Here is a 13,794-nt window from a genome sequence, read left to right as displayed (position 1 = left end):
CGAACTTTATGTTAAAAGAGTTAGGGGTGTTAAAAGTGAAGAAGGAAAAAATATACCTCATTCTATTGCTCCTAATCTCATTCATAATAAGGCTCATACCTCACAGAAATCTGCTGCTGGCGGTATACGACGAATACCTACATAGGGATATAACCCTGAGAATTGTCAACGAAGGGATAGGCGTAATTTCAAAGGACATTGGCTCGCTCCTCGGGCTTAAAGCATACAGCTATCCTCCTCTCTTCCACATAGTTGGGGCTATTGTGTACAAGCTCTTTCCAACTGAGTATGTGTTCTTCATTCTCCCAGCAGTTTATGGCACGATAAGTGTAGGTCTCTTCTATCTGCTCTCAAAGGAGATTTTTGGAGACAACAAAAAAGCCCTTTTAGCTACGACTTTTCTAGCCTTTGCTCCAAATTTTGTATATAGAACAAGCCTTTACATCCCAGAAAACCTTGGACTTGTGATTTTCATAACCGGAATGATACTTCTTGTGAGGTTTCTCAAAAGCTGGGACTATAAATATATAATAGGATTACTAGTTCTATTGCCAATTTACATGCTCACCCACAGGGGTTGGGTCTTCTTCGTTGCAGTTGCTGTAATAATGCTCTTTATTCACCTAATCCCTTGGATAAAGAAAAACCTTCACTACTTTGCCCTAGCTGTGCTGATAGGTGTAGTACTATACTTCATCCCCCCAATAAACCACTTTATCGCTGGTCTCCTGCTGAGAATGCCAAAAGAGGAAGTTACAGCTCTGGGATATCTTAAATGGATTGGTGTTGTTCAGTTAATCTTTGGAGTCCTTGCAACTAAAAAATATCTCAAAAGCGACCCTATACGACAAGGAATTGCACTCTGGGCTTGGGCTTTCATGATTGCTGGAGCTACAGCTTTCAGATTCAGAGATCCATATGCTTCCTTGCCACTTTCAATTATGGCCGCTGAGTTCTTCCATGATGAGTTCCTCCCTAATTTGAACACTTGGCTGAATGCTGTAATCAAAGATGCAAGCGGAAAAGGTGCTGAGCTGTTTAAGAGGATCGTTCTGAGCAAGAAAACGAGAGCAGTAATCATTGCTGCACTTATACTGGTTCCAATCGTTCAGGGAGCATATTCCTCATATAAATACATAATCCCCCCAACGGTGAAGGACAGGGAGGCCTTCGAGTGGATTAGAGAGAACACACCTCCAGATGCAGTATTTCTAACGTGGTGGGATGTTGGCTACCTTTTAATTGGAAACACTCACAGAAAAGATATAGTTATGTGGAAGAAGGTTTATCAAGGATTTTTTGAGAAAGCACCCAATCCAAGAGAAGCCATACAGGCATATAATGACGTTGTAACGATGTTTGGAACGACACAGAGAGAAAGAGTGTATAAGCTCATGGAAAAGTACAATGTAACCTATGTTTATTCGGATAGGAGAATGAGAAGCTTGGGTCTAATCAAATACGGCCTTATGGAATACATAGCCTATGACACCCACTTCAAGACTCTTTTTGTTAACGGAAACTCTGAAATCTACAAGTTCATTCCAAACCCACCTCTGGAGCTTTATGACCTAAACCCACTAAACTATACTGGAGAATACTCAGCAGTTGTCAGCTTTTTGGAGAAGTTCTGGACTGGCTTTAATTATGCCGATTTTGACGATGGATACAAAGCCGATTTCTTCCTAAATGCAAGAATTGCCCGGCTATATGCTTACCTTTACCAAAAAACCAGTGACAAGCAGTTCAAGGAGAGATATGAATGGCTACTTAAGTGGCTGACATATAAACAATTAGATAACGGAGGCTTTCCCGAAGGAATTCCGCCAAATGATTTCACATTATACACAGCGTTCACGATGGAGCCTCTCAAAGATTTGCCTTTCGAAGGAAAAAATAAGACCCTCAACTATCTAAAAAGCAGAGTAAAGGAAGATTACATAATGACAACACCAAAAGACAAGAAAGGAGACTTATTTGCTGAGGCACAGATGTTACCAATACTTTACGAGCTTGGGGTTCTGAATGAAACTACAACAAACAACTTGATTGAAAAGATCCTTGAAGAGCAGAGGGATGATGGAAGCTGGAAGAAGAGCTTAGGCGGAACTATTGTTACAGCCTTTGGATTAGCAAGGTATTATCAGCTCAGTGGAGACGAAAGGGTTTTACCAGCAATTAAGAAAGCCGCTGAGTGGATTTCAGAACAGCAAGAAGAAAACGGAAGATTCAAAGGAGAGAGCGGTTATGGATACTCGAGAGCAACTTATGCAAATGTCCTTTTCATATATCATGTTGCTGGCATGAAAGACAAAGAAGAGCAGATGCTCAAAATAATCGAAGAAACTTATGACTTGCAAAAAGAACCGAGACCCTTACAAGCTACCCTTGACATATTAAGGGCATTAGAGTACAGCTATGGGCTTGAACGTGCAATAGAAATAGTAGAGAACATTTTAGAACATCACCCTTTTTAGCTTTTTAACCAAAAATTTTTGGATTTCTTTTTAAAAAATGAAACTCACTCTCTTGTTTTATAAATCTAAAAGCCATATCTGGACAGTTAATTTTAAATAATCCTCCTCCGTATATCACTCTCGGTTGTTCTAAAAAGGAGGGATTGAGATGGCATACAAATTCATAAAGTGGTTTGAAGAACTGAGCAAGGAAGATGTGCCACTTGTTGGTGGTAAGGGCGCAAACCTTGGAGAAATGACAAGAGCTGGAATTCCAGTTCCACCAGGATTCTGTGTTACAGCTGAAGCATACAAGTACTTTGTTGAGAATGTTAAGGTCGAAGACGGAAGAACACTCCAAGAGTGGATTATGGACATAATCAGCAAGACCAACGTTGACGACTCAAAGCAATTGCAAGAAAACACTGCCAAGATTAGGGAGAAGATTATTTCACTCCCAATGCCAGAAGAAATTGAAAAGGAAATTAGGGAAGCTTACAAAGAGCTCAGCCAAAGATTTGGTAAGGATGAGGTTTATGTTGCTGTCCGTTCATCTGCTACCGCTGAAGACTTACCTGAGGCTTCATTCGCTGGTCAGCAGGAGACATACTTAGATGTTCTCGGTGCTGATGATGTCATTGACAAGGTTAAGAAGTGTTGGGCTTCACTCTGGACTGCAAGAGCTACCTTCTATAGAGAGAAGCAAGGATTTGACCACATGAAGGTCTATTTGAGTGCAGTTGTTCAGAAGATGGTCAACAGTGAGAAGAGCGGTGTTATGTTCACAGCTAACCCAGTTACAAACAACAGAAATGAAATCATGATTAACGCTTCTTGGGGACTTGGTGAGGCTGTAGTTAGCGGTTCAGTTACTCCAGACGAGTACATAGTTGACAAGAAGACATGGACAATTAAGGAGAAGTTCATTGCAAAGAAGGAAGTCATGGTTGTCAGAAACCCAGAGACCGGTAGGGGAACCGTTTACGTTAAGGTCGCTGAATACCTCGGCCCAGAGTGGGTTGAGAAGCAAGTATTGACTGATGAGCAAATCATTGAAGTTGCCAAGATAGGCCAGAAGATTGAGGAGCACTACGGCTGGCCACAGGACATCGAGTGGGCTTATGACAAGGATGATGGAAAGCTCTACATTGTCCAGTCAAGACCAATCACAACACTCAAAGAAGAAGTCAGCGGAGAAGAAGTTGAGGAAGTCGAAGAGGCAGAGGTTATCCTTAAGGGTCTCGGTGCTTCACCAGGAATTGGCGCAGGTAGGGTTGTCGTGATCTTTGATGCTAGCGAGATCGACAAGGTTAAGGAAGGAGACATTCTCGTTACAACAATGACTAACCCAGATATGGTTCCAGCAATGAAGAGAGCTGCTGCAATTGTAACAGATGAAGGTGGAAGAACAAGCCACGCTGCAATTGTCTCAAGAGAGCTCGGAATTCCATGTGTTGTTGGTACAAAAGAGGCAACCAAGAAGCTCAAGACCGGCGACTACGTCACAGTTGATGGTACAAGAGGTGTAGTTTACAAGGGAATCGTCAAGAGCCTCGTCAAGAAGGAGAAAGAGGAGAAGGCAGAAGGAAAAGTTGTCGTTGCAGGCGCTCCACTCGTCACAGGAACAATGGTCAAGGTCAACGTTTCAATGCCAGAAGTTGCTGAAAGAGCTGCTGCAACAGGTGCAGATGGTGTTGGACTGCTTAGAGCCGAGCACATGATCCTTACAATCGGACAGCACCCAATCAAGTTCATCAAGGAAGGAAAGTTCGACGAGCTTGTTGAGAGACTCGCTGACGGTATCAGAACAGTTGCAGCTGCATTCTATCCAAGACCAGTCTGGTACAGAACATTAGACGCTCCAACAAACGAGTTCAAGGAGATGCCAGGTGGAGAGGACGAGCCAGACGAGAGAAACCCAATGCTCGGATGGAGAGGAATTAGAAGAAGCCTCGACCAGCCAGAGCTCCTTAAGGCAGAGTTCACTGCAATCAAGAAGGTCGTTGAGGAAGGCTACAACAACGTCGGTGTAATGCTTCCACTCGTCAGCCACCCATACCAGATCAGAGAAGCAAAGAGAATTGCAAGAGAAGTCGGCCTTGAGCCACACAAGGATGTTGCCTTTGGTGTCATGATTGAGGTTCCAGCAGCTGCAATAATCATCGAGGACCTCATCAAGGAAGGAATTGACTTCATCAGCTTCGGTACAAACGATCTCACCCAGTACACACTCGCTCTTGACAGAGACAACGAGAGAGTTGCAAAGCTCTACGATGAGACACACCCAGCTGTGCTTAAGCTCATCAAGCACGTCATTAAGGTCTGTAAGAAGTACGGCGTTGAGACAAGCATCTGTGGACAGGCTGGAAGTGATCCAAAGATGGCAAGAATCCTCGTCAGACTTGGAATTGACAGCATCTCAGCCAACCCAGATGCCGTTGAATTAATCAGAAAGGTCGTTGCACAAGAAGAGCGCAAGATAATGCTTGAGGCTGCAAGAAGGCAAATCTTCAAGGACGAAGAAGACCTCTTCTGAGGCCCCTTAACTTTTCTCCTTTTGTTAATTTTGCTTTTCATTTCGGATTTAGTGTTCAATTTTCATATAATCTCCTTTGTGTTCTCTTGGATGCTTTATCCACAATAAGGTTTTTATAATAACGTTTCGATTTTGATTTGATTGAGATGAACGATGAGAGAATACATGAGATGCGCAGAGAAATTGTTGAAGGGAACATAGAGAGAACACTTCTCAAGCTAGCCTATCCTCTCATCATTAATAATATGGTTCAAGTCTTGTACAACCTTACAGATACTTTCTGGCTTGGGAGACTTGGAAGGGAAGAGCTTTCTGCTCCAGGAACAGCTTGGCCCCTCGTATGGTTCTTCATGAGCATAGGAATGGGCTTCGCAACTGCTGGATTTGCTTTTGTCAGCCAGTATATCGGTGCCAAAAGATACGATAAGGCAAACAAAGCTGCTGGTGCTTTGTATTCCCTTATGATGATATTTGCAGTCCTTATTGCACTGCTTGGATTAATAATAACCCCTTATGCACTCAGATTCATGAGAGTCACTCCAGAAGTTTATCCATTCGCTCTGAACTATATCAGAGTTATTTTCATAGGCATTCCCTTCTCCTTCACGCTTTTTGCTTTCAACTTCCTTTTAAGAGCTGTAGGAGATACAAAAACCCCAGTGAAGATAAACATGCTCACAGTCTTCCTAAACATCGTTTTAGACCCGCTCTTGATATTTGGATGGTTTGGATTTCCAAAGTTGGGTGTTGTTGGCGCTGCTGTTGCAACTATGTTCTCCAATAGCGTAGGCTCGATAATTGGAGGGTATTTGCTATTCACTGGTAAAGTAGGAATACATCTCACCCTCGAAAATCTTAAGCCTGATTGGAACTTTTATGCAAGAATATTTAGAGTAGGTTTACCCTCAAGTATAGGCTTCTCCACAGATGCCTTTGGCTTTATCGTTCTTACGAGAATTATTTACTACTATGGAACTGTTGCATTTGCGACTTATACAATAGCCAACCGGCTGACAAACTTCATGTTTGCCATAGCAAATGGAATAAGTCAAGCAATGGGAACTATGGTTGGGCAAAATGTTGGAGCTGAAAAGTATGAAAGAGCTAAAAAGATTGCAGAGAAGGCTATGCTGACGAATTTCATCATTTTAAGCATTGGGACACTAATTGTGGTGATGTTTAGACCCCAAATCTTTGGAGCATTTATAAACGATGCTGCTGTTTTAGCAGAGAGTGCAGTGTTTGTAAAGTACTTTGCCTTCTCACTTCCCTTCTTTGGAATATTGGCTGCTGTAAGCAATGTTTTCCAGAGTTCTGGGCACACAAAGAAGAGTATGGTGCTAGGAATGTTAAGGCTCTGGGTTCTCAGAATACCTTTGGCTTATTGGCTGGGTAAATTGACAGCAAGTACAGTTGGTGTTTGGTTAGGAATGGGTTTAAGCAATGTTGTATCTGCTTTGGTAGCTCTCGCCTGGTTCCTTAAAGGATCTTGGATGAGAAGGATAATAGACCATTAATCTTATATATTAACGCTTCGATTCATATTTTACTATGTCAAAAATACAAGAGATGAGACAAGAAATCGTTGAGGGCAATATAGAAAAGACCCTTTTTAGGCTAGCTTGGCCTTTAATAGTGAACAACATAATTCAAGTACTCTATAATATAACAGACACTTTTTGGTTAGGCAGAATTGGGAGAGAAGCACTATCTGCGCCGGGTGTTGCATGGCCTCTAATTGGAACACTCATGAGCCTTGGAATGGGTTTTGCAACAGCGGGATTTGCATTTGTGGGGCAGTATATAGGGGCAGAAGAATATAAGAAAGCCGAGAGAGCTGCTGGAGCGCTGTATTCGTTAATGTTTATCTTTGCTTCCATAGTCGCTGTTGTTGGCTACTTGATAGTTCCCTATGCTTTGAGGTTCATGAAGGTTACCGAAAACGTATATCCATATTCATTAAGCTACACGAGGATAATCTTTGCTGGAATACCATTTGCTTTCAGCTTCATGGCATTCAGCTTCCTCATGAGAGCAACTGGAGACACAAAAACTCCTGTTAAGATAAGCTTCTTTACAGTGGGTTTGAATATAGTTCTTGATCCACTCCTAATTTTCGGTTTATTTGGCTTTCCAGAACTTGGCGTAGCTGGAGCTGCATTAGCTACAATAATCTCAAACACTACCGGCTCAATAATTGGGGCATATCTCCTATTAACTGGGAAAGTAGGCATTCACTTAACAAAAGAAGATTTAAAACCCGACTGGAGCTTCTACGCAAAAATATTCAGAGTAGGCCTGCCTTCAAGCATAGGCTCTTCAGCCAACAGCTTTGGATTTGTAATTTTAACTAGGATTATCTTTGGATTTGGAGACGTTACTTACGCCGCTTACACCATAACAACCCGTTTGGTGAACTTTCTGACGAGCATTTCAAGAGGAATCTCAATGGCAATGGGAACGATGATTGCCCAAAATATTGGGGCGGAGAAGTATGGGAGGGCAAAGAAAATTGCTGAAAGGACCATGATGGTCAACTTCACCATTGCAAGCATTGCGATTCTTTTAATTGGGATTTTTAGGGTTCAAGTTTTTAGGGTATTCTTAAATGATCCCGCGGTAATATCGGAGAGCGCAATAGTGCTGAAGTACTTCCTCATTTCAGTGCCATTTTTCAACGGCATTTTCATGGTTGTTGATAATGTCTTTAGGAGTTCAGGACATACAAAGAAGAGCATGATATTGGGAATTCTAAGGCTTTGGGGGCTTAGAATTCCATTAAGCTACATTTTAGGATACTACATTTTCATGTCTTCAAAAGGCGTTTTCTTGGGCATGGGGTTGAGCAACTTTATAGCTTCTGGAGTAGCGTTGCTGTGGTTTTTCAAAGGTTCTTGGATGAAGAGAATTATCGAAGGAGATATCAGAAAAGCTGCTAATTAAAGCAAACTTTGGAAAAGTTTGATCAAAATGTTTAAACTATTTAAAGGACACAAAAGGTTTGTTTATCCTTAGATTATACCTAAATAAGCGTGGATTCCACTAATGGTAGGGTTTTAAGTGGTTTCTTTTCTTTCCGCCCCCGTAGGACATTTTTTTGAGTGAAACCTTAGAATCGTTAATTGGTTAAGAATCCACTCAAAGAGTGACATTGTGGAGAAGGATAAACGGACTTTGATCAAACTTTTCTCAGAAGAGTTTGTTGTGGTGCGGGGGCGGGGATTTGAACCCCGGAACCCCTACGGGAGTGGATCTTGAGTCCACCGCCTTTGACCAGGCTCGGCAACCCCCGCACTCCATCTCTCTATACAATAGTGCAGTTTTAAAAACCTTATGGTTTACATTTTTCCGAGAACTAAATTTTCACTTTTAAGGTTTTGATTCATCATAACCGAAATCACCAAACTATTTAACCCACAACTCCCAAATTCTAAAACATGCTAAGAATACTTACCCATGAAACTCCAGATAATCCTTACCTAAACTTAGCTTTTGAAGAAGCTTTAGCGAGAGCTAGGTCAAAGGATTTAGTTGAGGATACGTTAAGAATATGGAGAAATGAAAAAGCTCTGATTTTGGGGTACTTTAGAAATCCCGAGGAAGATATCAATCTTTTAGTGGCTAAAAAAAGAAAAATCCCGATAGTTCGACGCTTCAGCGGAGGAGGAACTGTCTATCATGATATTGGCTGTGTCAATTATTCTTTAGTAATAAAAAGAGACGTTGAGTTCCCGATCTCTTATCTTTACAATGAACTCCTAAAAGGCACGTTGCTTGCTTTAAAAAAGCTGGGAGTTAATGCATATGTGAAAAATACCAATGACATCGTAGTGAACGAAAGAAAAGTTTCTGGCACTGCAGCAAGCATAAAATGGGGCGTATTGTTTTTGCATGGTTCAATTTTAGTAAATTCAGACTTAAAAATGCTTTACCTTCTTTTAAAAATTCCAAAGAACATTAAACCATCAATAGATCCCGTAAAGTACCGAGTTGCCAACCTTTCATCATTTCTTGGAAATGTTAATGCTGATGAAATAATGAATGCTTTAATCTCCAGCTATTCAAAAATACTCATGAGTGACTACTATTTTGATGAACCGAGAAAAGAAGAGCTCAACATTGCCAATATTCTCCTCAAAGAAAAGTACTTGAAAGACGAATGGAACTTCAAAGTGCCCCCTAAAATAGATGAAAAAGAAATTGAAAAGAAAATAAATGAGATTCTAGAAAGTTAGCCGTCAAAGAATCCCCTCTCAGTTGCAATCTTCAGTGTCTTCTGATAATCTATAACTCTTGGACCATTTCTTGTAATTCTTGCTGTAACTTCTCCCTCCACTTCAACTTCTCTCTCACCATCCAAAGCAAATAGAGAGGGAGTAGTCTTTATTTCAACTTCTTCTCCGAGCTCTAAGGTTCTATAGCTCTTAATACTAACTTCTCTTAAAACTCCAGGAGCTATTGGTGCCCTTATCTTCTTTCCCTCTCCAAGCTCAACATATAAACCCAAATCCTCATCTTCACGTATCTCTTTTATTATCCCTGAAATTGAGCTTAGCCCAATATTTGAAGGCAAACATATACTCACGACGATTTCCTTTATGTACTCGGGTTTCCAAACAGCTCTCGAACCCACAAAGGAGTGCATGGTTGCAGCAGCATCTATCAACGCTATATCTTTTAGTTTACCATCTTCAAAAATTTCGACCCTTTTAGCTTTGTAAGTTCCTTCCTCGGACTTTACAATACCTGTAGCTATTGCCGCAACTGCTTCAGCTGCTATTGTTGCTTCTATCATGTATGGGAAAACGTTGTTAGTTCCGGTTGAGATCGGCATTATTGGAACGTTGTCAGAAGCTTTTGCAACTACTCTATTGGTTCCATCTCCCCCGATTACTATTATGGCACTTACTTGGTCTTTCATTATTTTTGTTGCTTCTAAAGTGTCCCTCCAATCACCCAAGATTTTCATTGAGAGAACCTCAACTTCCATAGATAGACGATCTCCTAATGAATAAAGGGCCGCTGGGACAATTCCAAAAGTTTCTGGCATAGCAATAACTCTTTCAACTCCTAATTCTTGCATTATGAGTAAAAGTCTCTCCACTATATTGACTTTTTCCATGTTGTCAAAAACACTTGCATGCGCCACTAATCGCCTTATATCCCTCCCAGATTCTGGATTTGCGATGATGCCAACAGTAGTTTTTTTCATTTGCATTCTCTCCTCACATAAATCGTAATAAATGCTATTGCTATTAATATCTCGTTCGTTTTATCTCCAAACTCTTCAAGGGCTATCCCTGGGCCTTTTAATCCGCCATTAACAACGTTAATGACTTTCTCACACTTTAATGGAATAGCTTTACGGACTTTTTCAACATCGACTTTTTCTGGATATGGAACGCCTATAGCAGCTTCGACTCTTACATCTCTTTCAAAATCAAGCTCAAACAACTCAAGCAATCCAACGGTGCAAACCCTACTTATAGCGTCTTTAACTGCTTTTATAGCTACCTTTGTTGAGTCTTGACCATGCTGATCAATCCCCATACCAATTTCTATGACATATCTTTTCCATTCATTCAACTTCAAACACTTCCTCTGGGTTTTCTAGGTAGTGCTTAACCTTTTGTAGAAATCTAGCCGCTGGAGCACCATCTATTGCCCTATGGTCAAAACTTAAAGATAGATTCATGACGTTGCAAATCTTAATCTCCCCCTCTTTTATTACAGGTTTTTTCACAATCCTATTAAGTCCTAAAATTGCTATCTGTGGAGGGTTAATTATTGGGGTGAAAGAGTCAATCCCAAACATGCCAAGGTTCGTTACCGTAAAAGTTCCTCCAACAAAGTCTTTCTCCTTAAGGATGCCTTTTTTGGCCCTCTCAACCAAATCTTGATAATCACTTAAAAGTTCTTCCAAGCTTTTTTTGTCCACATCCCTAATAACAGGTGTGATAAGACCTATTGGACTATCAACAGCTATGTTGATGTTTATGCTATCGTAGATTATTATCTTATTACCTTCCATTGTTGCATTTATCTCTATGGAGTCTCTAATTGCTTTTGCAACACACTTAAGCATTAAAACAGTATATGATGGCTTCTTCTCAAGTTTTTTTGCCAATTTTTCTCTTGTTTCAATAATCTTGTCCATCTCAACCTCCATGTTAAGTGTTACATGAACTGCTTCTCTGTAGCTTTTGGAAAGCCTATCCCCTATAACCTTTCTAATTCCAAGAATCTTGACTTCTTGCCTAACCTTTGGAAAATAGTGCTCTTTTATGTAAGCTTCAAGGTCTTGAAGAGTAACTTCCCCATTTGGTCCTGAGCCCGTTATCTTTGACAAATCAATATCGTATTGCTCGGCCAGCATTCTAACTTCTTCACTTACCATGTGATCACTCTTCTGTTTCAATTATGGCTATTTTCTCGCCCACAGGGACTTCATCGCCTACTCCGTGCAAAATCTCCGCTAATATCCCAGATGCTGGGGCTTCTATTTCTCCCGTTATTTTTTCCGATTCTACAATCGCTATAACTTCCCCTTTCTCCACTTTTTCACCCGGTTTTTTCTTCCACTCCACTATTGTTCCTTTCTGCATAGTCATTCCAAATTTTGGCATAATTATATTAATCTTTGGCATAATTCTACCTCCAGTATAACAATATTCTCATCTATTAATAATAGCTATAGGTATATAATCTTTGCGAAAAACATATATAGTAGTTTTACAAATTACTAATGGACTAAAAATCTGTTCTTGATTAACTCATGGAACAGACTTTAGTCGATACAATCTAAAACCTATGGAGGAGACAAAATGGTTGTAGAGGAAATTCCAAAAGAAACCCTGTTGTGGATGTATGAGACCATGGTAAAGATTAGAGTGCATGAAGAAAAAGTGGCAGAACTCTTTGCACAAGGAAAAATTCCAGGATTTGTCCATCTATATGTTGGCGAAGAGGCCGTGGCAGTAGGCGTGATGGCAAACTTGAGGAAAGATGACTTCATTACAAGCACCCACAGAGGACATGGACACTACATTGCAAAAGGGGGTTGTATAGAAGCTTCAATGGCTGAGCTCTTTGGAAAGAAGACGGGGATTTGTAAAGGTAAAGGAGGTTCAATGCACATTGCTGACCTTGATATTGGTGAATTGGGAGCAAATGGTATCGTTGGTGGCGGAATTCCACATGCAGTAGGTGCAGGCTTGGGAATAAAACTAAACGGTCTTGACAGTGTTGCAGTTGCATTCTTTGGCGAAGGTGCTTCAAACCAGCAGAACTTCCATGAGGGAATAAACATAGCATCAATATGGAAGCTTCCAGTGGTATTTGTTTGTGAGAATAATTTATACCAAATATCCCTCCCATACTCAAAGCAACAGGCAATTAAGAGCGTTGCAGAAAGGGGAAAAGCATATGGGATTCCGGGTGTTGCAGTGGATGGACAAGATGTTTTGGCTGTTTATGAGGTGGCCAAAGAAGCTATTGAACGGGCCAGAAGGGGAGAAGGGCCAACACTAATAGAAGTGAAGACATACAGGTTCAGAGGACACTTTGAGGGCGATCCTGAGGTTTACAGATCAAAGGACGAGGTTGAGTGGTGGAAGAAGAACAAAGACCCAATAAAGCTTTTTGAAGAAAAACTCTTGAGCAAGGGCATTGCTACAAAAGAGGAGCTTGATGCAATTTGGGAGAAAGTAAAGAGAGAGATCGAAGATGCAGTTAAGTTTGCAGAAGAGAGTCCATGGCCAACCAAGGAGGATGTTGTCGAAGACGTCTTCTCAACACCAACCAAGGGGGTGCTAGTATGGCAGTGGTGAGAGAAATCACATTCGCTCAAGCCTTAAACGAAGCTTTGGACTATGAGATGGCAAAGGATGAGAAAGTAGTCGTCATGGGTGAAGACGTAGGAGTATACGGTGGAATCTATGGAGTCACAGCTGGCCTCTATGATAAATATGGACCCGAAAGAGTTAGAGACACGCCAATTGCAGAAAGTGGGTTCATTGGGACTTCTGTAGGTGCCGCGGCAACAGGTCTTTTAAGGCCAGTGGTTGAGCTGATGTTCATAGACTTCTTGGGAGTTGCATATGATCAAATTTACAACCAAGCAGCAAAGATGAGATACATGTTTGGTGGAAAGGCGAAAATACCAATGGTTCTCAGAACAACTTGTGGAGCAGGCTTCTCGGCAGCAGCACAGCACTCACAATCACTTCACGCCTTGTTTGTACATGTTCCAGGTCTTAAAGTCGTCATGCCATCCACACCCTACGACGCAAAAGGGCTGCTAATTTCATCAATAGAAGACGACGACCCAGTAGTATTCATAGAGCATAAGGGCCTCTATGCGATTAAAGGGCCAGTTCCAGAAGAACCATACTCAATTCCACTAGGAGAGGCTGACGTTAAGAAAGAGGGAAAAGATGTTACAATCGTGGCAACAGCAGCAATGGTTCACAAGTCTCTGGAAGTTGCAAAGAAGCTCGAAGAAGAGGGAATAAGCGTTGAAGTAGTTGATCCAAGGACTTTGGTGCCTTTAGATGTTGACACAATACTCAATTCTATAAAGAAGACTGGAAGGCTCGTTGTTGTAGATGAGGGATATCCAAGATGTGGCTTTGCAACCGATATTGCTGCATTAGCTGTAAGCAGAGCATTTGATGCTCTAAAAGCCCCGGTTAAGATAATCACACCTCCAGCAACGCCAGTTCCATTCAGCCCGGCTCTCGAGAAAGAATGGATACCAAGTTCTGAAAAGATTGAAAAAGCTGTTAGAGAGGTTCTTTGATT

11 protein-coding genes and 1 tRNA gene are annotated in these 13,794 nt (G+C 41.2%); 7 read left to right on the top strand and 5 right to left on the bottom strand.

Going from position 1 to position 13,794, the window contains the following annotated elements; all coding sequences use genetic code 11:
• Nucleotides 1-35: 35 nt before the first annotated feature.
• The 4 genes from E3E24_RS11070 to E3E24_RS11055 all read left to right on the top strand — a co-directional run bounded on the left by E3E24_RS11070 (nt 36) and on the right by E3E24_RS11055 (nt 7,935).
• Nucleotides 36-2,477 (top strand): glycosyltransferase family 39 protein, encoded by a 2,442-nt coding sequence (locus E3E24_RS11070; protein WP_167916028.1) that lies wholly within the window; start codon nt 36-38, stop codon nt 2,475-2,477.
• Between the two features lie 148 nt (nt 2,478-2,625).
• Nucleotides 2,626-4,992 (top strand): phosphoenolpyruvate synthase, encoded by a 2,367-nt coding sequence (ppsA, locus tag E3E24_RS11065; RefSeq protein WP_167916027.1) that lies wholly within the window; start codon nt 2,626-2,628, stop codon nt 4,990-4,992.
• A 146-nt stretch (nt 4,993-5,138) separates the two neighbouring features.
• Complete coding sequence (locus E3E24_RS11060; RefSeq protein WP_167885138.1) at nt 5,139-6,509, top strand: MATE family efflux transporter; 1,371 nt, start codon at nt 5,139-5,141, stop codon at nt 6,507-6,509.
• A gap of 34 nt (nt 6,510-6,543) precedes the next feature.
• Complete coding sequence (locus tag E3E24_RS11055) at nt 6,544-7,935, top strand: MATE family efflux transporter (RefSeq protein WP_240912106.1); 1,392 nt, start codon at nt 6,544-6,546, stop codon at nt 7,933-7,935.
• A 262-nt stretch (nt 7,936-8,197) separates the two neighbouring features.
• On the opposite strand, the gene E3E24_RS11050 is transcribed toward E3E24_RS11055, so the two are convergent.
• Nucleotides 8,198-8,285: transfer RNA gene (locus tag E3E24_RS11050), tRNA-Leu, on the bottom strand.
• Between the two features lie 144 nt (nt 8,286-8,429).
• Here E3E24_RS11050 and E3E24_RS11045 point away from each other — a divergent pair.
• Entirely contained in the window at nt 8,430-9,227 is a 798-nt protein-coding gene (locus tag E3E24_RS11045; protein WP_167885137.1) for a biotin/lipoate A/B protein ligase family protein, read from the top strand.
• Here E3E24_RS11045 and E3E24_RS11040 read toward each other — a convergent pair.
• The 4 genes from E3E24_RS11040 to E3E24_RS11025 are packed head-to-tail and all read right to left on the bottom strand — an operon-like array spanning nt 9,224 to nt 11,639.
• Nucleotides 9,224-10,204, bottom strand: a complete 981-nt coding sequence (locus E3E24_RS11040; RefSeq protein ID WP_167885136.1) for an NAD(+)/NADH kinase — start codon at nt 10,202-10,204, stop codon at nt 9,224-9,226. The two genes, E3E24_RS11045 and E3E24_RS11040, sit on opposite strands and share 4 nt — an antisense overlap.
• Entirely contained in the window at nt 10,201-10,578 is a 378-nt protein-coding gene (locus E3E24_RS11035) for a Lin0512 family protein (protein ID WP_167885135.1), read from the bottom strand. The genes E3E24_RS11040 and E3E24_RS11035 overlap by 4 nt, the downstream gene beginning before the upstream one ends.
• Nucleotides 10,571-11,389, bottom strand: a complete 819-nt coding sequence (locus tag E3E24_RS11030) for a dihydrolipoamide acetyltransferase family protein (protein WP_167885134.1) — start codon at nt 11,387-11,389, stop codon at nt 10,571-10,573. Before E3E24_RS11030 ends, E3E24_RS11035 begins: the two co-directional genes overlap by 8 nt.
• 4 nt (nt 11,390-11,393) lie before the next feature.
• Nucleotides 11,394-11,639 (bottom strand): biotin/lipoyl-containing protein, encoded by a 246-nt coding sequence (locus E3E24_RS11025; protein ID WP_167885133.1) that lies wholly within the window; start codon nt 11,637-11,639, stop codon nt 11,394-11,396.
• 177 nt (nt 11,640-11,816) lie between these two features.
• On the opposite strand from E3E24_RS11025, the gene E3E24_RS11020 reads away from it, so the two are divergent.
• Nucleotides 11,817-12,821, top strand: a complete 1,005-nt coding sequence (locus E3E24_RS11020) for a thiamine pyrophosphate-dependent dehydrogenase E1 component subunit alpha (protein WP_167885132.1) — start codon at nt 11,817-11,819, stop codon at nt 12,819-12,821.
• Nucleotides 12,809-13,792 carry an alpha-ketoacid dehydrogenase subunit beta gene (locus tag E3E24_RS11015; protein WP_167885131.1) on the top strand — a complete coding sequence of 328 codons (984 nt, stop codon included), beginning with the start codon at nt 12,809-12,811 and terminating at the stop codon, nt 13,790-13,792. The genes E3E24_RS11020 and E3E24_RS11015 overlap by 13 nt, the downstream gene beginning before the upstream one ends.
• Nucleotides 13,793-13,794 lie beyond the last annotated feature (2 nt).

Origin of the sequence: Thermococcus sp. LS2 (genome assembly GCF_012027375.1) — an archaeon.
In the GTDB taxonomy this organism is placed as follows: domain Archaea; phylum Methanobacteriota_B; class Thermococci; order Thermococcales; family Thermococcaceae; genus Thermococcus_B.
This window is presented reverse-complemented; position numbering and strand designations above follow the sequence as displayed.